Genomic DNA, 19241 nt, shown 5'->3' with positions numbered 1-19241 from the left:
CGCCTCAAGCCTCTGAAGCGAATGGCATCAGCGGCACATCGGGAGGGATTGAGCGTCGGTACATCTCGCAAAGATGGGCCATCACATCCAGCAGAGCCAGTCTGTAATCCTGAAGAAAATCACTCTTGTGACCCTCCAACTGCAGACGCTTGGAAAACAGATCGATCAGGTCCATGTGGATTTGAACGGTTGTCGTGATGGATAGATCACTGAAAAAGGCCGTGTTCACGAAGCTCTCCAGCGCCTGGTTGGCCGCCGAGGGGTTGCGGAAGTAATGGATGAGCAGATCCCGATAGCTGCGCTCCAGCGAACGCAGCAGGTCGTCCTGCTCCCCCTTGGGCAGGTTGCGCAGGAAGCGGGAGGGATCACGCTTGTAGAACACCCCCAGCAGCCCCAGCCGCTCCTTGAGGCGGCCATCCAGTCGCCAGGGCCGGGGGGCCTCGCTGGTCGCGACAGCGGCTCCGGCCTTCGCGGCGGAGGGCTGATCATCCTGGCCCCCGGTCGGGGACGACACACTGACGGCGAAGCCGGGTCCAGGGTTGGCTTCAGCGGGATTGCCCAGGCCCTGACGCAGAAAACGCGACACCGCAGCATCGAGGCAGTAGCTGAGTTGCTCCAGCTGATCAGCCTGCAGCCTCACCTCCGCCTCGTGAAAGCTGACCTCGCCATTGACCGCACCGATCACCACCGCGGGCAGCACCAGACCCCGCTCGGTGAGACCGCTCAGCACCGAACCATCCACGGCATCGGCCTCGATCAGCAGGGCGTCGAACTCCTCGCGCAGGCGGTCGAGGTCGGCCACAGGGTCGGCCAGGGGGTCGACGCTGACGAGGGTGTAGCGGCCAGCGGCCAGCCAACGGGACACCCCGGCCTGCATGGTGGGATCGCGGACAAGGGAGGCAACGGTGAGGGCCGACTTGGGCATAGGGGCGGTCCGAAGCCAGGGGAATCTGGCGGACAGGTGCCCCAATGTTGACGAAAGGCAGCTTGGAATCGGAGGATTTGCCATTGTCTTTCGATTGTGCGTCTGGCCCAATCGGCCGGCGGTCACCCGCCGGTCAGCCTGACCACGCCCCATCCCCATGACCCAAGACCCCGCCGCAGCCCCGGCGCCCTACGCCATCGTGGAGGCCTCCGGCCAGCAGTTCTGGCTTCAGGCCAACCGCTACTACGACCTCGACCGCCTGCCCGCCGCCGTCGATGAGACCGTCACTCTCGAGAGCGTGCTGCTCGTGAACGACGGACAGGCCGCCACCCTGGGCCAGCCCTACGTGAGCGGAGCCAGCGTGACGCTCAAGGTGATGGCTCACCGCCGCGGTCCCAAGCTGATCGTCTACAAGATGCGTCCCAAGAAGAAGACCCGTCGCAAGAACGGCCACCGCCAGGAGCTCACCCGTGTGATGGTGGAAGCCATCACCGTGGCTGGCAAGGCCCTGGGCTGAGGTCCTCTGGCCAGAACAAGCTGACCAGATCCCCACGATCGTTTCCATCCACCCTCTCCGCGTTCATCGCCCCCCTGATCCATGGCCCACAAGAAAGGCACAGGCTCCACCCGCAACGGCCGCGACTCCAACTCCAAGCGCCTGGGCGTCAAGACCTCCGGCGGCACGAGCGTGAGCGCCGGCTCCATCCTGATCCGCCAGCGCGGCACCTCCGTACTGCCCGGCCTCAATGTGGGCCGCGGCTCTGACGACACCCTGTTTGCCCTCAGCGATGGCGTCGTGGGCTTTGACACCATCAAGCGCGGCCTGCGCACCCGCAAGCGCATCAACGTGGCCCTGGCCGTCTGACGCGAGCCCCAAGCCCTCTGGGCCTATCGGCTGTGCTCTCAGAGCAGTCGGTAGGCCCTGGTGGTGATCAGGTAGGGGTGGAACACCTCCAGAAAGCGCTCCTGGAGGGTGTGGAAGAAGCGGTCCACCAAGGCCGGCTCATCCACGTGAAATGGGTATTCGCCGTTGAAGCCCTTGAAGAAATACCAGTTGAGCAGAGCGGTTCCAGAGGGCGCCAGGCGCTGGGCGAACTGTTCGAGCTGACCTGCGGGATCGGGCAGATGCTCCAGCACGTCCAGGCACACCAGGGTGTCGAACCGCCCTGGCAGCCTGGCGTCGTCCAGGTCGCGGTGACAGGAGAGGCGCGCTCCCAGCCCCAGGCTGTCGGCCCGCGCCTGCACGCAGGCCCGGTTGTGGGGGTTGAGATCGACGAACCACACCCGCTCCACCTGCGGCAAGGCGGCGGCGGCCAGGGCATGGCTGCCGATGCCGCCGCCGAAGTCGAGCACCTGGCCCTCGGCAAAGCGCTGCTGCAGCCTGAGGGTGTCGGCGATGTACTCAGCGCTGCCCAGGTGCCAGGCGGCCAGCTCCAGCAGGTGGGCCGTGCCCACGGTGTCTTCATAGAAGCGGCCGGCCTGGGCGAAGTCGAAGGCGCCGGGGTGGAGGGCGGCCAGCTGCTCGGTGCTGCTGGGCAGCCGCTGCTCCAGCTCACTGGGCTCGAGGCGCAGGTAGTCGGCCAGGTGCTGCTTGAGCGAAAAGCCATCCGCCAGGAAGTGCTCCACTCCAAGCCCCGTGCCCACTGCCGTCGTCACTGCTGCGCTGGTATCGGTGGCGCCAACTTAGTTGGCGGGGGCTCAGCCGATCTCCGCCCCCTGGCCGGGCACCTCAAGCCAGCGCCGCAGCCAGGCCGTGAGGGCATAGAAGGGCAGGGTGTCGACCAGGGCGGCCAGAGCCTTGAACAGATAGCCGCTGGCGATGTAGCTGCCGAGCTGGGGCAGCACGGCCTCGTCGGCACGGATCGGCAGCACATGGCTGGCGTAGTGGCTCACCAGCACCACCGCCGTGGTGTCCACCAGCTGGCTGCCCAGGGTGGAGCCGTTGTTGCGCAGCCACAGGGCACCGCCGCCGCTGAAGCGCTTCCAGAAATGGAACAGCCGCACATCGGCGAACTGGGCGGCCAGGTAGGCCAGCATCGAGGCCCCCACGGCCCCGAAGGCGAGGTGCTGCACCTCAAAGAAGGTGGCCTCCGGTGCCCCCGCCAGGCCAGGCAGCACGCCCCCCAGCCAGAGGATCAGCACCACCCAGCCGTTGAGGGCCAGCCCCACCCACACCAGCTGGGTCGCCTTCTGCTCGCCCCAGAGCTCACTGATCAGGTCGGTGCAGAGGAAGGTCACCGGGTAGGGCAGGGCGCCCACCGCCACCACGATTGGCCAGGAGCCGATCGCCCCCAGCTGCAGAAAGCGGGTGAGGCCCAGGATGTTCAGCATCGCCATGCTGCCCAGGAAGAGGCCGGCCAGCACCAGGAACGCCAGGTCGCGGCGCTGCTGCAGGGTCATCGGGGAGGGTGGCGTGGGACTGTTCCAGGCTGATGGGTGCCGGCATGGCTGACCAGCCCTGTGGATTTCTGGTGTTGGACAAGCCCGCCGGACTCACCTCCCACGGCTGCGTGGCCCGGGTGCGGCGGGCCTACGGCCTGCGGCGGGTGGGCCACGGCGGCACCCTCGATCCCGCCGTGACCGGCGTGCTGCCCCTGGCGCTCGGACCGGCCACCCGGCTGCTGCCCTACCTGGTGGGTGACAAGCACTACGAGGGCACGATCCAGCTGGGGCTGTGCACCGACACGGACGATCTCAGCGGCACCGTGCTGGAGCGCCACCCCCTGCCGCCACTGCCACACGACGCCCTGGAGCGGGCCCTGGCGCCCTTCCGCGGATCGATCCTGCAGGTGCCGCCCCAGGTCTCCGCCGTGCACGTGCAGGGCGAGCGGGCCTACGCCCGCGCCCGCCGGGGCGAGGCCCTCAGCCTGCCCCCCCGGGCCGTGACCATCACACAGCTGGAGCTGCGCCGCTGGGAGCCGGCCACGGGCCGCCTGCAGCTGGAGGTGCAGTGCTCGGCGGGCACCTACATCCGCTCCCTGGCGCGGGACCTCGGCACAGCCCTGGGCTGCGGTGGCGCCCTGGCGGAGCTGCGGCGCACCGGGGCGCTGGGCTTCGACCTGGCCCAGGCCATGCCCCTTGAAGCCCTGGAGCAGCCGCCGCTGCCACCGCTGTTGAACCCGCTCGCGGCCCTCGGCCATCTGCCGCGCCGGCAGCTGGCGCCGGGCGAACTGGAGGGCTGGCGCTGCGGCCGGAGCCTGGAGGGCCAGGCGGACTGGCCACCCGGGCAGCCGGTGGCGGTGCTCGGTCCAGATGGCAACCTGGTGGGCATGGCCCTGGCCTGCGCCGCTGATCGGCTGCAACCGAAGCTGGTCTTCGATGCGCTCGGCTGAGCCGGCTCGCTCCTCTCCTTCGACCACCTCCCAGCTCCGATGGCCGGCCACAGCAAATGGGCCCAGATCAAGCGCACCAAGGCGGTGGTGGATGCCAAGCGGGGAGCTGTGTTCACCCGTCTGGGCCGGGAGATCAGCGTGGCCGCCCGCGGCGGCGCCGACCCCAGTGGCAACTTCCAGCTGCGCACCGCGATCGAGAAGGCCAAGGCCGCCGGCGTTCCCAACGCCAACATCGAGCGGGCAATCCTGAAGGGATCAGGGCAGCTCAGCGGTGGCGGGGAGCAGTTCGCTGACGTGCGCTACGAGGGCTACGGGCCAGGCGGCGTGGCGGTGCTGATCGAGGCCTTCACCGACAACCGCAACCGCACCGCCGCCGACGTGCGCCTGGCCTTCAACAAGCACGGCGGCAACCTGGGGGAAAGCGGCTGCGTCAGCTATCTGTTCGAGCAGCGCGGCGTGGTGAGCCTCGGTTCACCCCTCGCCCCGGAACGGCTGGAGCTGTCCCTGCTGGAGGGGCTGGAGGCGATCGAGGCCGCCGGTGGTCCCCCAACCCTGGACTACGAGCTCCAGGCAGGGGGAGTGGAGCTGCAGTGCCACTTCAGTGCCCTGGAAGCCCTGCAGGAGGCTCTGCAGGGAGCAGGTTTCACGGTGGAAGGCTGGGAGCACCGCTGGATTCCCCAGACCCCCTGCCCGCTGCACGAGGCCGAGCAGCTGCGGGGATGCCTGGGCCTGCTCGATGCCCTGGAGGATCTCGATGACGTGCGCGACGTGACCTCCAACCTGGAGGCCGAGGACGCCCTGCTGGAGGCCCTGATGGCGGAGTGAATCCCGCTCTGGCGCCCGGTCAGGCCAGGCTGAGGGCGGCCTGGTCGGCCAGCAGCGTGACGGCGGGGTGCCTGCGCAGCCAGCTCGCCGGCAGCAGGGCGCTGGGGGGATCCTGCAGCAGCCGCCGCAGCACGGCCGCCTTGGCGCCGCCCGTGACCACCAGCACAATCGCGCGGGCAGCGAGGATCTCCGCCAGTCCAAGGCTGATTGCCCTGGCCGGCACGGCCGCCAGGTCGCCGCCGAAAGCCCCGCTGTTCTGCTCACGCGTCGTGGCGCTGAGGGCCACACAGCGGCAGGGGGCATCGGCAGCGCAGGGAGGTTCGTTGAAGCCCACGTGACCATTGAGGCCAAGCCCAAGCACCTGCAGGCCGATCCCCCCCGCAGCGGCCACAGACGCCCGATAGCGCGCGGCCGCAGCAGCGGGGTCGGCGGCGAGGCCATCGGGCAGCCGCACCTGGCTGGACTTCAGGCCCAGGGGGCCGGCCAGCCGCTCCTGCATGAAAGCCGCAAAGGAGCGGCCATCACCGGGGGCCAGGCCCACGTACTCATCCAGATTGAAGCTGAGCCAGGAACGGCGCACGGAGCGGCGCTCCGTTTCGGGTGCCCGGTGCCACCGCTTGACCAGAGCGGCGTAAACCGGCTCCATGGTTCGTCCTGTGGCCAGCCCCAGGGGTTGCTGGGGAGTCGCCAGGCGCTGCTGCCAGAGGCGCTCTGCCAGATGGTCCGCCACGGCTGCGGCGTTCTCAAACCGGATCAGCTCCAGCTCCTCAGAGCGGCTCAAGCTAGGGGTAGCGGCGCAACTGAGTGCCCCTGAAGTAGTGGCTCAGGATGGTCTCATGGCTGCGGCCCTGTTCCGCCATGGCCAGGGCGCCCCACTGGCTCATGCCCACCCCGTGGCCGAAGCCTCGACCGATCGCCAGCAGGGAAGGGGCCTCGGTGGCCGAATCCACGGCGGGGAACGGCTGAGCCAAGGGGGTCGTGGAGACCCTGGAGACCGCCAGCACAGGCGGCGGCGGCGTGGGCAGGCCCCGGGTGAGGGGACGGCTGGGCTCCACCACCTCAAAACGCACCTTGGTGCTGCGCAGGCCCAGGCGGCTGCGCAGCTGGGGGCCGGTCACCACCAGGGTGCCGGCCGGGCCGATCACCCTGGCCTGCCGCACCCGGCCGGTGGCCGTGGTGGCCAGCACATCGATGCGCCGCACCCCCCCGGTTTCGGCGAAGGCCTGGCGCAGAGCCTGCGGGGGCAGAGGCTTCTCCCACTGGTGCACAGGGCTGTTGTGGTCGAAATCAGGCACGCTCACCAGGTAGGGAAGCTGGCGTGTCCAGAGATCGCCGCTGTTCTCAGTGCGGCCGCCACTGCTGCTGTGGAACACCGTGGTGGCCAGTTTGCCCTGGTAGAAGAGCACCTGGCTGCGGGTGCTGGCCACGGCGCTCCGGGTGGAGTCGGTTTCGGCCTCCACACCCTTGTACACCTGGCTGCTCACCGTGGCGGTGACGTCGAAGGCGGAGCCTGGCTTGCGTTGGCGCAGGGCGTAGGTGCGGGCCGCGACGGCCTGGGCCCGCAGGGCGGCCTGGGGCCAACTGGCCGGCATCTCGCTACCCACCACACTCGGGAGATAGGTTTCGAGGCCGATGTGATTGATGGCCTGGAGGGTCTGGCCCTCGCGGCGCAGCATCAACCTTCCGCGGTAGTGCCGTTTCTGCAGCTGGAACAAGGCCTCCCGGGCGCCCACGCCGGGCTCTTTGGCCTCCAGCCAGAGGCCAGTGGCGGCCGGCAGTTCCCTGGAGCCCGCCTCGCTCTCAACCTGCAGGCGCCCCCCCTGCAGCCGTAGCACCAAGGCAGTGGCCGGAGCCAGCTCCAGCAGCGCGGGCGAGCGGGCCCCGCTGCGCAGCACCAGGGGCTGCCGCAGCGAACTCAGGCGGATTTCGTTGCCCTCAGCCAACAGCACCCGGATCTCTGGCTCCCCCTGCTGGGCCTGCAGCTCGCTGCCACTGGGCACCAGGGCGACCACCGGCAGCGCCAGGGCCAGGGGGAGGATCACAGCCGAGCGGCGGGAGATCAGGGAGTGCAGCGCCACAGGTGGGCCGGCAGAAGGCCCCCCATTGTGGCGATGCTGTTGGCAGCCCGCCAGCCCCGGCGTGGCAGCATGCGCAGGAGGCACAAGGCCCGTGCAGGTCACGTTTCTCGGCACCAGCTCCGGCGTTCCCACCCGTAGCCGCAATGTTTCCGCCGTGGCGCTGCGCCTGCCGCAGCGCAGCGAGCTCTGGCTGTTCGACTGCGGCGAGGGCACCCAGCACCAGTTTCTACGCAGCTCCCTGCGCGTGAGCCAGCTGCGCCGGGTGTTCGTGACCCACATGCATGGCGACCACATCTTTGGCCTGCCGGGCCTGCTCGCCAGCCTTGGCATGGCCGGCAGCTGCAGCGGCATCGACCTCTACGGCCCCGATCGCCTGCGCGACTACCTGGAGGGGGTGCTGCACACCAGTTCCACCCGCATCGGCTATCCCCTGCGGCATCACCAGGTGCGCCAGGCGGCCGAGCAGGGCCATCTGCTGCTGGACGACGGAGATCTCACCGTGCGCTGCACCCCCCTCACCCACCGGGTGCCGGCGTTCGGCTACCGCGTGGACCAGAAACCGAGGCCGGGGCGCTTCGACGTGGCCAGGGCCCAGGCTCTGGGCATCCCGCCCGGGCCCGTCTATGCCGAGCTGAAGCAGGGGCGGACTGTGAGCCTGGAGGACGGCCGGATCATCCGCGGCAGCAGCCTCTGCGGCCCGCCCCAGCCCGGCGCCAGCATGGTGTATTGCACCGACACGGTGTTCTGTGAGGCCGCCGTGGAGCTGGCCCGCGGCGCCGATCTGCTCATCCACGAGAGCACCTTCTCCAATGGGGAGGCGGAGCTCGCCTACCAGCGCCAGCACTCCACCAGCACCATGGCCGCCCAGACGGCCCTGGCCGCCGGGGTCAAGCAGCTGGCACTGACCCATCTGAGCCCGCGCTACGTGGCCGGCAACGCGATCAGCGCCGAGGACCTCGTGGAGGAAGCACGCGCCATCTTCGCCAACACGCTTCTGGCCAAGGACTTTCTGACGCTCGACGTGGTGCCCGGCCCCGCCGAGCCACCGGCCGAGGCCGCGACTGCCCCCAGCAGCGGCGCCGCCGCCCCCAGGGCCAGCCCAAGACGCCGAGCACGGGCGGCCCCACAGCCCTAGCCCTGCAACAGTTCTCCCGACTGCGCCGCTACGGCCCCGTTGCCCGTGATACAAGGTCTCCGATGCGGTTTCCGTCGCCCCACCTCCCACTGCCACACCGCCGGCTTCCCCCAATGGCCTCAACCTTCTCCCCATCGGCCCTTCGCAGAGTGCTGCGGGCCGCTGCCCGTGCCCTGCTGGCGCTGCCCCTGGCCCTGCTGCTCTGCCTCGGCTTCGGCGGCCAGGCCCTGGCCGCCCAGTGGACCAGCGAGCAGCTCACCGTTCCCGCCAGCCCTGACGGCACCGCGGTGACCTTCAGCGAAGCGGAGATCAAGGGCGGTCGCAAGCTGTTCAACAACAGCTGCGGCGAGTGCCACGCCGGCGGCATCACCAAGACCAACCAGAACGTGGGGCTCGATCCCGAAACCCTGGCCCTGGCCACCCCGGCCCGCGACAACGTCGAGGCCCTGGTGGACTACATGAAAGACCCCACCAGCTACGACGGTGAATACAGCATTGCCGACCTGCATCCCAGCATGCGCAGCAGCGACGTGTTCGTGAAGATGCGCGATCTCGATGACGACGACCTGCGCCTGATGGCCGGCTACATCCTGGTGGCGCCCAAGGCCCAGGGCCTGCAGTGGGGCGGCGGCAAGATCTACTTCTGAGCCCGCTGGATTCCAGCGGTCCTGTGAAGCCTCAGCCGGTGTCCCCCACACCGGCTTTTTGCTGGCTGGACGGCGGGGGAGCGGCCCTTGGAGGCTGTTGGTTGGTGGGGTCGAAGGAACTGGGCAACTTGCTGTACCACCACTCCTGCAGGCCGCCGGCGAGGCGCACCGGGAACAGGGTGATCACCGTGGCGGTGGGCCGGGAGCCAGGCTGGAGCAGCTCCACGGCATAGGAAGGACAGCGGCGGGCGGCCAGGTCGGCCACGAAGCGCCGGCCCACCCGCCGCCAGCTGGGCTCCTTGCTGCGCCAGGCCAGCCGGCAGCACGGCCAGGGCAGGTCTTCCCGGTCGAACAGCCGGCAGCAGGCCCCCAGCACCCGATAGCTGTACTGGCCGCCTGGACTGGCGTGCACACTGCCTGGCTCCAGCAGCTCCTGATCGGGCCGAGGCAGCGGGGCGCTGGTGGAGGCACGACCAGAACCGAGCATCAAGGCGGGAGGCGGCTGGGAGGGCATGAAAAAGCCACCCATCAGGGTGGCATGGTCAGAACGGGAAGACGAGAGGCCTGAGGCCTGCCGTCAGACAGCCTGAGAACTCAGTAGAGCTCTTCTTCGGAGTGGGTCTTGATGGTGCAGTCGCTGGTGGGGTAAGCCACGCAGGTGAGCACGAAACCAGCTTCGATCTGGTCGTCGTCGAGGAAGCTCTGGTCAGACTGGTCAACGGTTCCGGAGGACAGCTTGCCGGCGCAGGTGCTGCAGGCACCGGCGCGGCAGGAGTAGGGGAGGTCGATGCCCTGCTCTTCAGCGGCGTCGAGGATGTACTGATCGTCAGGAACCTCGATGGTCTTGTTGAGGCCTTCGCTCTCGTTGATGAGGGTGACCTTGTAGGAAGCCATGGAAGGGATTGGGGCTCACAGGCACCCGGGCAACCGGGCCTGTAGGACCCGCCCTTCATACATCCGCCACAGGCCGTTCCTGTCGATTTCGGGGCCCGAGGGCTGGAAGGCCAATCAAAGGGCAGACACAGATCAGCGTGCCTTATGCGACATCAGGCCCCGGCCTCAGGCCCTGCGGATCCGCAGCAGCGCCCAGCCGCTCTGCCGGCGCGCCAGGCTGCTGAGCCAGCCTTCGGCCGCAAGAACCCTCTGCAGGCGTGGTGTCTGATCCTCCAGCAGGCCACTGAGCACGCCCACCCCCCCAGGAGCCAGCAGGCTGCTGAAGGCGGGGCAGAGGGCCTCGAGCACCGGCGCCAGGATGTTGCAGAGCAGCAGGTCGGCCCGCTGGCCGGCCTGCAGGGCCGCGAGCTCCGCTGCTGAGCCCTGCACCACCTGCAGCTGCTCGCCACAGCCGTTCATGGTGGCGTTCGCCCGGGTGGCGCGCACAGCCAGGGCATCGGTGTCGGCGGCGGCCACCCGGGTGGCGCCCTGCAGCAGGGCCGCCATGCCGAGGACGCCGCTGCCGCAGCCCAGGTCGGCCACGCTGACCTCCCCTGCCGGGCTGAAGCCCGCCGCCCCCTGCTGCGCCAGCAGCGCCTCGATCTCTTCGAGGCAGAGGCGGGTGGTGGGATGGCTGCCCGTGCCGAAGGCGCTGCCGGGGTCCATGCGGATCACGAGCCTGTCGGCGTGCTCCGCAGGGCGATCCAGCCAGGCGGGAAGAATCAGCAGCCGCTGCCCGACTGGATCGGGCCGCCAGTGCTGCTTCCAGCTGCTGCTCCAGTCTTCGTCGGCCTGCTGTTGCCAGGACACGGGCGGGAACACCAGCCCAAAGGGATCGGCCAGCTGGGCCAGGGCAGCCTCCAGCTGGCGCCGCTCCGGCTCAGGCCAGTCGATGGCCGGCAGCCAGGCCTGCAGAAGGCGCTGGTCTGGTCGCTCAGGCCGATGCCGGATCGCCACCCGGGGAAGGCCCAGGTCCTGCAGTTTCCACAGCAGCGACTCCTCCAGTTCGGGCGGCACAGGGAGTTCCAGCCGCCACCAGCACAGGGTCATGGTTGATCGCGGCGGGGGAACAGGCCTGTTCAGAGGGTCACCGGATGGGCCTCCTGGATGCCGGTGATCTCATGCACCAGGGCCAGCAGGCTGGCCGGAATCGGATCGTCGAGGCTGAGCACCATCACCGCATCCCCCCGCACGATGCGGCGGCCCACCTGCATCGAGGCGATGTTGACGTTGTTCTCGCCCAGCACCGAACCGATCTGGCCAATGATGCCTGGCATGTCCCGGTGACGGGTGAACAGCATGTGGCGGCTCGGGTTCACGCTCACGGGAAACTCGTCGATGCAGGTGACCCGTAACTCCCCATCGGCGAACACAGCTCCAGTGACGCTGTGGTTGCCGAGGCTGCTGCGGGAGCTGAGCTGCAGCGAGCCGCCGGCGTAGTCGCGGGCGGCGTCATCCTTCACCTCAAGCACGTGGATGCCGCGCTCCTTGGCCTCCAGGCTGGCGTTCACATAGTTGATGGAATCCCCGAGCGCGGTGGAAAGCATTCCCTTGAGGGCGGCCACCACCAGGGGCTGGGCCGGATGGCTGGCGAATTCCCCCTGCAGGCGCACCTCCAGTTCGCTGATGCCGCCGCCGGCCAGCTGGCTGAGCAGCTGCCCCAGGGTCTCGGCCAGCTGCAGATGGGGCTTCAGCTGCTCCATCACCTCGGCGTTGAGGCCGGGGATGTTCACCGCACTGCGGGCGGGCAGGCCCTGCAGCACGTCCCGGATCTGCTCGGCCACATCGATGGCCACGTTCTCCTGGGCCTCGGCGGTGCTCGCCCCGAGGTGGGGGGTGAGCAGTAGACGTTCCTTCACGAGCCGCAGGGGCGAGTCGGCAGCCAGGGGCTCCTTGGCGTACACGTCCAGGGCGGCGCCGGCGATCACGCCGGCCTCCACGGCCTCCGCCAGGGCCGCCTCATCGACGATGCCCCCCCGGGCGCAGTTCACCAGGCGGGCCGTGGGCTTCATGGTGCGCAGCAACGCCGCGTTCACCAGATTCTCGGTGTCCGGCGTGCGGGGCAGGTGCAGGGTGACGTAGTCGGCCTCGGCGAACAGCTCGGCCAGGGGCAGCAGCTTCACCTGCATCGTCTGGGCCCGCTCGGGGGAGACGAAGGGGTCGTAGGCGAGCAGCTCCATGCCCATGGCCTTGGCCACCCGGGCCACGTGGGAGCCGATCTTGCCGAGGCCCACCACGCCGAGCTTCTTCTTGTAGAGCTCATTGCCCACGTAGGTCTTGCGGTCCCAGCCACCGGCCAGGGTGCTGGCGTGGGCCTGGGGCACGTGGCGCGACAGCGACAGCATCAGGGCCAGGGCGTGCTCGGCGGCCGCGATCGTGTTGCCCTCAGGCGAATTCACCACCAGCACGCCGCGCCGGGTGGCCGCAGGCACGTCCACGTTGTCGACGCCGACGCCGGCCCGACCGATGATGCGCAAGCGGTCGGCGGCTTCGATCACCTCGGCGGTCACCGTGGTGCCGGAGCGGATCATCAGAGCGTCGTAGCCACCGATGCAGGCCTTGAGCTCCGCGGCCGAGAGACCGGAGCGTAGGTCCACCTGGGCCACCTCGGAGAGGATGTCGATCCCCGCCTGGTCGATGGGATCGGAGACGAGAACCTTTGTCATGCCCGGCAGGTGGGGTGGGTAAGCCGGAGGTGAAGTGTAGTGAGCAGCGAGAATGCCGCGCAGACCGAATTTCTGAGGCAAGGCGGCGTGGGCACGAGCGTGGTGGTGGTGTTCAACGACCGCAAGCGGTTGAAGCAGTGCCAGGAGTGCCTGGCCGAGCGGCAGCCTCCCCTGGCGGAGCTGGTGGCCATCGGGGCCCAGGAGAGCAGCCTCGATGACGTGCCCCGCCTCAATCCAGCGGTGGCGCGCCGCAACAGGCAGCGCAGCATGGCCCGCTGGCTGCTGCCCTTCGGCTTCATGGCCGGGCTCACCTTCACCTACATCACCGATCTCGAAACCTTCGCCTTTGCGGGGGCCTGGAGCCAGCACCTGATCGGAGCCCTGCTGGGTCTGGTGTCGGGCTGGATGGGCAGTTTCGCCGCCGCGGCCAGCGTGAGTTCCGAGGACGACGACAGGATCCGCGGCCTGCGCAACCGGCTGGAGGAAGGCAGCTGGCTGCTGTTGGCTGAGACCGCCAGCGGCGTGGACATGCCCTGGCTGCTGCTGCAGCAGCACCGGCCCCTGGCGGTGGTGCGCCTGGCAGACCGCTGATGCTGCCCCGCCGCGACCTGCTGTCGGGCAGCCGCCATCCGGCCGAGCTGGAGGCCCTGATCGCCAGCGCCGAACGGGTGCTGCACACCTGGCAGCCCCTCTGGAGCGGTTTTCTGGAGGGCTCGGTGCTGGAGGAGGCCCAGCAGCGGCTGGGCGATCTGGCCGAACTGCAGCTCCATGCCGAGGGGGGCTACAGCGGGGCGGAGCGCCGCCGGCTGCTGCTCAGCCGGCGGGACGGTGTCCAGGGGTGCGATCCGGTGGAGGCCGGCCTGGGTGGCCTCAGCCTGAACGGCAATTTCCTGTTCGATCCGGCTGAACCAGCCGATTTCCGCGCCAGCCTCACCACCGCGGGGCTACCGCCGCAAGCCCTCGGCGATCTCTGGCTGCGCGGCGACCGTGGCGCCCAGGCCGTGATCGCCACCAGCTGGGCCCTCCCCGAGGCGGTGGACCTGAGGGTGCGCAGCGTGCCGGTGAGCCTGGAGCCCCTGCCCCTGGAGCAACTGCAGCCTCCGGGGCGCCGCCTGCCGCGCCGTATCGACACGGTGGAGGCCTCCAGGCGGCTGGACGCGGTCGCCTCCGCCGGCTTCGGCGTCTCGCGCAGTCGGATGGGCAGCTGGATCCGCGCCGGACAGGTGCGGCTCAACTGGGCCGCGGTGACCCGCCCCGGCCACGAACTGGTGGAGGGCGACCGGGTGCAGCTGAGCGGCAAGGGGGAGCTGCAGGTGGAGGCGATCAGCCCCACCAAGCGCGACCGCTTCCGCATCACCCTGCAGCGCCGCTGATGGCGGCTGGTTGCAGGAGCTCCGACTGCTAGGTTCCAATCACCTTGTCATGGCAGGGCACGGCAGCGATGGCATCCCGCTCCAGAACGGGATCCGTTGATCACTGAATCCAGGCTTCCGGCCTGGTCATTGCTCACCACCAGCGTCGTCGTCATTTCGTTGTTTGACGTTCCTGGGCTGAGCTATCCGTTCAGGGTTTCGTTCAGCATCAAGCCGTTCAACATCAAGCCGATCAGCATCCAGCTTCAGGCTTGAACCGTCACACCTCAAACCCGTCCTACGGGCGATTAGCTCAGAGGTAGAGCACTACCTTGACACGGTAGGAGTCACTGGTTCGATTCCAGTATCGCCCACTTGTCTGAACCGGCGCCCTGCAGCGCCGCCCCCGATGTCCACCACGCCCCTGCGCCGTGAGGGTCTGACCGCCGTGGTGGGGATCGGACGCTCCGGCTCTGGCGCCGCTCGATTGCTCCACCGGGAGGGCCATCGGGTGTGCGTGATCGATTCGGCCGATGACGCCGAGCAGCGCCGGCGTGCTGAACAGCTGCGGCAGCTGGGGATCGAGGCACGCCTGGGCATCCCCCTGGAGGCCAAGGCGCTCGACAGCCTGGGACCCCAGCTGGAGCGGCTGATCCTGAGCCCCGGCATTCGCTGGGACCATCCGGCCGTGGAGGATCTGCGGCGCCGCGGCGTGCGCGTGGATGGGGAACTGGTGCCGGCCTGGGAGGCCAGCCGACCGGTGCCCTGGATCGGCATCACGGGCACCAATGGCAAGACCACGGTGACCCATCTGGTGCACCACCTGCTCAACAGCAACGGCATCGATGCGCCGATGGCCGGCAACGTGGGCCTCTCCGCCGCGGAGCTGGTGCTGGAGCGGCTGAGCGCCCCCGAGGGGCTGCCGCAATGGATGGTGGTGGAACTGAGCAGCTATCAGATCGAGGCGGCTCAGGTGGTGGCGCCCCGGGTGGGCCTCTGGACCACGCTCACCCCTGACCACCTGGAACGGCACGGCAGCCTGGAGGCCTACCGGGCGATCAAGCGGAGCCTGCTGGAGCACAGCGCCGTGCGCCTGCTGAATGCCGACGACCCCGATCTGCGCCGCCATGCCGACAGCTGGCCGGGAGCCCATTGGGTCAGCGCCGGGCCGCGACAGGCCCTGCCGCCCTCGATCCAGCCCCTGCTCTGGATCGAGCGGGGCCGCATCTGGCAGGAGCGAGGCGGCCACGCCCACGATCTGATGGACGCCACCTGTCTGCAGATGCCAGGGCAGCACAACCTTCAGAACATGCTGCTTGCCGCCGCCGTCGGCCTGGAAGCCGGCCTCGACGGCCCCAGCATGGAGCGGGCCTTCCGCCTGTTCCAGGGGGTGCCGCACCGCCTGGAACGCATCGAGGTGTTGGAGGGCATCACCTATTACAACGACAGCAAAGCCACCAACTACGACGCCGCCGTGGTGGCCGTGCGAGCCCTCGAGGGTCCCCTGGTGGTGCTGGCCGGGGGGCAGGCCAAGCTCGGTGAGGCCCGCCAGTGGCTGGATGCCCTCCGGCAGAAGGCCCTGGCGGTGGTGCTGTTCGGCGCGGCCCGTGAGCGGTTCGGGACCCTGCTGCAGCAGGCAGGATTCGCAGGCGTGGTGCATCACTGTGAGGGACTGGAGGACGCCGTGCCCCTGGCTCGGCAGGCCGCCGAGAGCCTGGCGTGCCGGGCCGTGCTGCTCTCACCAGCCTGCGCCAGCTTCGATCAGTACAGCGATTTTGAGGCGCGCGGCAACCACTTCCGCGAGCTGGTGCTCAACCTCAAGACCTGATCATGCCGGCCCCTGTCACCCTCCGGCGCTGCCTCTAGCATGGGTTTCTGGCTGGCGGTGCGATGGCCTACTGGTTAATGAAGAGCGAGCCCGAGGTCTACGGCATCGACCACCTGCGGCGGGAAGGCACCACGCTCTGGGATGGGATCCGCAACTACCAGGCGCGCAATTTCATGCGCAGCATGGTGCCGGGAGATCTGGCCTTTTTCTATCACTCCAACACCAAGCCACCGGGCATCGTCGGCCTGATGGAGGTGATTGAAACCCACCTGGTGGATCCCAGCCAGTTCGATCCGGCCTCGAAGTATTTCGATGCCGCCGCCTCCCCGGAAACCCCCCGCTGGGACTGCGTCCGCCTGCGCTATCGCACCACCTACCCCCGGATGCTGAGCCTCGATACCCTGCGGCAGGCTTTTACCCCTGAGGCGCTGGGCGTGGTGAAACGGGGCAACCGGCTGTCGATCCTGCCCGTGCCGGAGGCCACCGCCCGGCGACTCGAGACGCTCCTCGCCGCCGGCCCCGGGGAAACCTGATGGCTGATCCGGTGGCCGCGGCCACACCCGCCATCGCAATCCGACGGGCCGTGGAGGAGGGCTGGCAGGCCTTCATCAGAACGCCTGTTCCCTTCGTGCTGTTCACCACAGTGCTGGGAACAGCGAACCTGCTCTGCCAGCTGGCGATCCGCTTTCAGCAGGACCAGCTGCTGACGCCCTTCGGCCAGCCGGACGCCGGCGCCCAGCTGTTGCTCGTGATCGCGTGGTTCTGCTGGGGACTCAGCAATCTCTGGCTGGCCGTGGGGCTGCTGCACGGCGCCAGCACGGCTCTGGACCATGGCCGACCCCGGCTGCGCCGGATGCTGCGGCCCGATGGCCGGGCGATGCTGCGGGGAGCCGGCACCCTGGGGCTGGTGCTGCTGGTGCTGGGCGCCATTGCCCGGCTCGCCCAGGCCAGCGGCTGGCTGCTGGCCCTGATCCAACCGCTGCTGTCGTGGCTGCCGCTGCTGGCGGGCTGGGCCGTGACGGTGTACCTGGCCACCGACCAACTGCTCTGCCTGCCGATCAGCGTGCTCGGCCAGGCCTCGCCGCTTGGGGCCTTCCGAGAGGGGCGCCGGGCGATTGATCCCCACTGGCTCCAGGCCCTCGGGCTCACCCTGGTGTTGATCCTGGTGGTGTTGGCAGGGTTCCTGGGCCTGCTGCTGGGGCTGGTGGTGGCCCTGCCGGTGGCCACCTGCATCCAGACCGCCGCTTACCGCCAGCTCTTCGGCATCCCGGCTCAACGGCCCCTGAACTCCGCCTGAGTCGGGAACAGGGTGGCCAGGTAGGTGCGGGTGAGCTCGCGGCTCGGCTCTCCGTTCTGCACCAGGAATCCCGCCAGGGCCGCCTGCACCAGGCGGTATTGATCCCAGTGGGGGTGACGTTCGATGAACAGCCGCATGCTGCGCAGCAAACCTTCGGGGACGCAGGCCTGCAGGCTCACGGTGGGGGAGGGCTCAGGGGCAGAGGCGTCGACCGAACCATCCCTGCCATCGGCGTTGGTCATAGCGGCTTCAGCCCGGCGATCGTCACCCAGTAGCCCATAGGTCGTGCGGAGGGTCAAATGCCGCCGGTCCGGGCCACGCAGAGGGGCTCCCACCCTGAGATCGCCTGCTGCAGCAGGGGTGCTCCCGCCACGGCGCTCCCCTGCCAAGGCTCGCCAGCCTCGAGAGCGACCTGTCAAGGGGAGCGAGGCGCCAAGCCCCTCACTGCGCCCCCTCTCCCCAGGACCGGGCAGGTGCCAGGCCGGGGCGACAGGCCCCCCGGGAAAACCTGTGGAAAAAGAGGGGCTGGCCTGGGGGATCTCCAGCAGGGCAGGAACAATCAGCACTGCTGATCACCTCAGGCTGAACCGGAACCGTCTCAGCCGGGATCAGCGGCACAAGCTGGGGGCCCCCGGAGTCCGCCGATGCCTACTGCCGCCCCGATCGCCCTGCTCGGCACCGGACTGCTGGGAGGCGCCATCGCCGAACGGCTGCTGCGGCAGGGCTACAGCGTTCAGGCCTGGAACCGCAGCCCTGCCCGGCTGCGGGCCCTGGAGACCTGCGGTGCCCTGGCCTGCGCGAGCCCCGCCGCCGCGACGCAGGGCTGCAGCTGGGTGATCACCGTGCTGTCAGATGCCAGCGCCTGCCGCCAGGTGCTGCTGGAGCAGCCAGAGCTGGAGCTGGCAGGCCTGCGGGTGGTGCAGATGGGCACCATCGGGCCATGGGAAAGCCAGGAGCTGGCGGAGTCGATCGCGGGCCGTGGCGGCCGCTACCTGGAGGCACCGGTGCTGGGCAGCAGGCCGGAAGCCCTGGCCGGCCGCCTGCAGGTGATGGCGGCGGGGCCGGCCGAGCTGTTTGCCGAGGCCCTGCCCCTGCTGCGGGAGCTGGGGCCCCAGCCCATCCATCTGGGTCCGGTGGGCCGGGCCATGCACACCAAACTGGCCCTCAACCAGCTGATCGCCAGCCTCACCCATGCCTTCAGCCTCTCGCTGCAGCTGGTTCAGGCGGCCGGGGTGGAGAGGGAAAGCTTTCTCGCCCTGCTGCGGGGCAGTGCCCTGCATGCCCCCACCTTCGACAAGAAGCTCCCCCGGATGGTGGCTGGCGACTACGCCAATCCCAACTTCCCCACCGCCCACCTGCGCAAGGACCTGAACCTGTTCCTGCAGGCAGCCCAGCGCCAGGGCCTGCACACCGAAGGGCTGGCGGGCCTGGCGGCGCTGCTGGAACGGGCAGCCGGCAGCCCCCTTGATGGCCTCGACTACAGCGCCCTGCATGAGCTCACGGGCCCCTGCTGGGAAGCTGAAAGCTCTGGGGCTTGAAGCTCCAAGCCCTGCAGGGCCTGCTCCAGGGCTGCCGCGATGGCGGCGCTGCCCTGAGGGCACCAGCGCCCCTCGATGCCGCGCCGCTCCGGGCCCGGGGCCAGCACGAGCCGCAGGGCCCAGGCCCTGCGGTGGCCCTCGATCTCCAGCCAGAGGGAGCCGGCGCCACAGGGTCGCTCCAATTCCAGGGTGATGGACTCTTCCGCCATCAGCTGATCGGCCAGGGCCTCCAGCTGGGCAGCGAGCTCCTGCACACCGCTCGCCAGCAGGCGGGCCTCGCCAGCACTGAGTTCGGCGGCCCACCCCTCAGCGCCGATCAGCACGGGCCAGGGGGCGCGGCAGGGGTCCACCACCAACCGCCATCCCTGACCCTCGAGAACCTCCACAGCCAGGGGGACTGCGTCGGTCAGCCAGGCAACAGGGCCGGCTGATCCTGCTCGTCGCTCAGTTCGACAATCGCCCGCTGCACGGGTTTGATCATCGACTCGTCCAGCAGACCGTCGAAGTCGTCAAAACGACGCTGCTTGGCGCGGAAGGCGATGCGAACCGTGGTGAGGTAGCGGTTGCTGGAGTGGCGGATCAGGCTCTCCGCCCGCTGGGCCAGTTCCTTGGCATTCACGTCCAGACCACGTTGCATCGGATCGATTACCACAGAGCATCAAGCGTAGGCCACTACCCCGGGAAC

Annotated in this window: 24 protein-coding genes, 1 tRNA gene and 1 pseudogene; 14 read left to right on the top strand and 12 right to left on the bottom strand. The window is 69.3% G+C overall.

Features of this window, described 5'->3' with window-relative positions:
• Positions 1-4: 4 nt before the first annotated feature.
• On the bottom strand, positions 5-925 hold the full coding sequence (locus tag IQ220_RS09220; protein ID WP_193815373.1) for a circadian clock protein KaiA: 921 nt from the start codon (positions 923-925) through the stop codon (positions 5-7).
• Positions 926-1082: 157 nt separating this feature from the next.
• On the opposite strand from IQ220_RS09220, the gene rplU reads away from it, so the two are divergent.
• Together rplU and rpmA are read left to right on the top strand one after the other, a co-directional pair.
• Complete coding sequence (gene rplU, locus IQ220_RS09215; protein WP_186698913.1) at positions 1083-1442, top strand: 50S ribosomal protein L21; 360 nt, start codon at positions 1083-1085, stop codon at positions 1440-1442.
• Positions 1443-1523: 81 nt separating this feature from the next.
• Positions 1524-1790 carry a 50S ribosomal protein L27 gene (gene rpmA, locus IQ220_RS09210; RefSeq protein WP_186698911.1) on the top strand — a complete coding sequence of 89 codons (267 nt, stop codon included), beginning with the start codon at positions 1524-1526 and terminating at the stop codon, positions 1788-1790.
• Positions 1791-1828: 38 nt separating this feature from the next.
• Here the strand turns inward: rpmA and IQ220_RS09205 are convergent, their stop codons facing one another.
• Positions 1829-2581, bottom strand: coding sequence for a methyltransferase domain-containing protein (locus IQ220_RS09205; RefSeq protein ID WP_193914502.1), 753 nt, complete (start codon positions 2579-2581; stop codon positions 1829-1831).
• A gap of 42 nt (positions 2582-2623) precedes the next feature.
• Positions 2624-3325, bottom strand: coding sequence for a queuosine precursor transporter (locus tag IQ220_RS09200; RefSeq protein WP_186698907.1), 702 nt, complete (start codon positions 3323-3325; stop codon positions 2624-2626).
• Between the two features lie 44 nt (positions 3326-3369).
• Here IQ220_RS09200 and truB point away from each other — a divergent pair, with 44 nt between their 5' ends.
• Positions 3370-4257, top strand: a complete 888-nt coding sequence (gene truB / locus IQ220_RS09195) for a tRNA pseudouridine(55) synthase TruB (RefSeq protein WP_193914500.1) — start codon at positions 3370-3372, stop codon at positions 4255-4257.
• A 39-nt stretch (positions 4258-4296) separates the two neighbouring features.
• Complete coding sequence (locus tag IQ220_RS09190; RefSeq protein WP_193914498.1) at positions 4297-5082, top strand: YebC/PmpR family DNA-binding transcriptional regulator; 786 nt, start codon at positions 4297-4299, stop codon at positions 5080-5082.
• Positions 5083-5101: 19 nt separating this feature from the next.
• Here the strand turns inward: IQ220_RS09190 and IQ220_RS09185 are convergent, their stop codons facing one another.
• Together IQ220_RS09185 and IQ220_RS09180 are read right to left on the bottom strand one after the other, a co-directional pair.
• The gene (locus IQ220_RS09185; protein WP_228009042.1) at positions 5102-5863 is read right to left on the bottom strand and encodes a glucosamine-6-phosphate deaminase; all 762 of its coding nucleotides are present in this window, start codon (positions 5861-5863) and stop codon (positions 5102-5104) included.
• A 1-nt stretch (position 5864) separates the two neighbouring features.
• Positions 5865-7160 carry a SpoIID/LytB domain-containing protein gene (locus IQ220_RS09180; protein WP_193914496.1) on the bottom strand — a complete coding sequence of 432 codons (1296 nt, stop codon included), beginning with the start codon at positions 7158-7160 and terminating at the stop codon, positions 5865-5867.
• 91 nt (positions 7161-7251) lie between these two features.
• On the opposite strand from IQ220_RS09180, the pseudogene rnz reads away from it, so the two are divergent.
• A pseudogene (gene rnz, locus IQ220_RS09175) lies at positions 7252-8190 on the top strand (ribonuclease Z); the annotation flags it as partial.
• Positions 8191-8408: 218 nt separating this feature from the next.
• Complete coding sequence (gene psbV / locus IQ220_RS09170) at positions 8409-8942, top strand: photosystem II cytochrome c-550 (protein ID WP_186698899.1); 534 nt, start codon at positions 8409-8411, stop codon at positions 8940-8942.
• 31 nt (positions 8943-8973) lie between these two features.
• Here psbV and IQ220_RS09165 read toward each other — a convergent pair whose 3' ends face one another.
• The 4 genes from IQ220_RS09165 to serA form a co-directional block, all read right to left on the bottom strand.
• Positions 8974-9429, bottom strand: a complete 456-nt coding sequence (locus tag IQ220_RS09165) for a hypothetical protein (protein WP_193914583.1) — start codon at positions 9427-9429, stop codon at positions 8974-8976.
• A gap of 107 nt (positions 9430-9536) precedes the next feature.
• Positions 9537-9836 (bottom strand): ferredoxin, encoded by a 300-nt coding sequence (locus IQ220_RS09160; RefSeq protein WP_186698895.1) that lies wholly within the window; start codon positions 9834-9836, stop codon positions 9537-9539.
• Positions 9837-10001: 165 nt separating this feature from the next.
• Complete coding sequence (prmA, locus tag IQ220_RS09155) at positions 10002-10925, bottom strand: 50S ribosomal protein L11 methyltransferase (RefSeq protein ID WP_193914492.1); 924 nt, start codon at positions 10923-10925, stop codon at positions 10002-10004.
• A gap of 29 nt (positions 10926-10954) precedes the next feature.
• The gene (serA, locus tag IQ220_RS09150) at positions 10955-12541 is read right to left on the bottom strand and encodes a phosphoglycerate dehydrogenase (RefSeq protein ID WP_193914490.1); all 1587 of its coding nucleotides are present in this window, start codon (positions 12539-12541) and stop codon (positions 10955-10957) included.
• 39 nt (positions 12542-12580) lie between these two features.
• Between serA and IQ220_RS09145 the strand changes: the two genes are divergently transcribed.
• The 7 genes from IQ220_RS09145 (at position 12581) to IQ220_RS09115 (ending at position 17018) form a co-directional block, all read left to right on the top strand.
• The gene (locus IQ220_RS09145; protein ID WP_370566401.1) at positions 12581-13132 is read left to right on the top strand and encodes a hypothetical protein; all 552 of its coding nucleotides are present in this window, start codon (positions 12581-12583) and stop codon (positions 13130-13132) included.
• Complete coding sequence (locus tag IQ220_RS09140; RefSeq protein WP_193914487.1) at positions 13132-13914, top strand: photosystem II S4 domain protein; 783 nt, start codon at positions 13132-13134, stop codon at positions 13912-13914. The genes IQ220_RS09145 and IQ220_RS09140 overlap by 1 nt, the downstream gene beginning before the upstream one ends.
• A 96-nt stretch (positions 13915-14010) precedes the next feature.
• Positions 14011-14169 carry a hypothetical protein gene (locus IQ220_RS09135; RefSeq protein WP_193914485.1) on the top strand — a complete coding sequence of 53 codons (159 nt, stop codon included), beginning with the start codon at positions 14011-14013 and terminating at the stop codon, positions 14167-14169.
• A gap of 26 nt (positions 14170-14195) precedes the next feature.
• A tRNA-Val gene (locus tag IQ220_RS09130) sits at positions 14196-14267 on the top strand.
• A 35-nt stretch (positions 14268-14302) separates the two neighbouring features.
• Positions 14303-15721, top strand: coding sequence for a UDP-N-acetylmuramoyl-L-alanine--D-glutamate ligase (murD, locus tag IQ220_RS09125; RefSeq protein ID WP_193914483.1), 1419 nt, complete (start codon positions 14303-14305; stop codon positions 15719-15721).
• Between the two features lie 62 nt (positions 15722-15783).
• On the top strand, positions 15784-16254 hold the full coding sequence (locus IQ220_RS09120; protein WP_193914481.1) for an EVE domain-containing protein: 471 nt from the start codon (positions 15784-15786) through the stop codon (positions 16252-16254).
• Positions 16254-17018, top strand: coding sequence for a hypothetical protein (locus IQ220_RS09115; RefSeq protein ID WP_186698879.1), 765 nt, complete (start codon positions 16254-16256; stop codon positions 17016-17018). The genes IQ220_RS09120 and IQ220_RS09115 overlap by 1 nt, the downstream gene beginning before the upstream one ends.
• Here the strand turns inward: IQ220_RS09115 and IQ220_RS09110 are convergent.
• On the bottom strand, positions 16994-17317 hold the full coding sequence (locus IQ220_RS09110) for a DUF2811 domain-containing protein (RefSeq protein WP_370566400.1): 324 nt from the start codon (positions 17315-17317) through the stop codon (positions 16994-16996). The genes IQ220_RS09115 and IQ220_RS09110 overlap by 25 nt on opposite strands.
• A 345-nt stretch (positions 17318-17662) precedes the next feature.
• Between IQ220_RS09110 and IQ220_RS09105 the strand changes: the two genes are divergently transcribed.
• Positions 17663-18556, top strand: coding sequence for an NAD(P)-dependent oxidoreductase (locus IQ220_RS09105; protein ID WP_193914479.1), 894 nt, complete (start codon positions 17663-17665; stop codon positions 18554-18556).
• Here the strand turns inward: IQ220_RS09105 and IQ220_RS09100 are convergent.
• Together IQ220_RS09100 and IQ220_RS09095 are read right to left on the bottom strand one after the other, a co-directional pair.
• Positions 18496-18942 (bottom strand): DUF1818 family protein, encoded by a 447-nt coding sequence (locus tag IQ220_RS09100; RefSeq protein ID WP_186698874.1) that lies wholly within the window; start codon positions 18940-18942, stop codon positions 18496-18498. The genes IQ220_RS09105 and IQ220_RS09100 overlap by 61 nt on opposite strands.
• 20 nt (positions 18943-18962) lie before the next feature.
• Positions 18963-19193, bottom strand: a complete 231-nt coding sequence (locus IQ220_RS09095) for a DNA-directed RNA polymerase subunit omega (RefSeq protein WP_186698872.1) — start codon at positions 19191-19193, stop codon at positions 18963-18965.
• Positions 19194-19241 lie beyond the last annotated feature (48 nt).

This window comes from Cyanobium sp. LEGE 06113 (genome assembly GCF_015207615.1).
The sequence above is the reverse complement of the archived record's forward strand: the minus strand, read 5'-3'. Positions and strand labels throughout refer to the sequence as shown.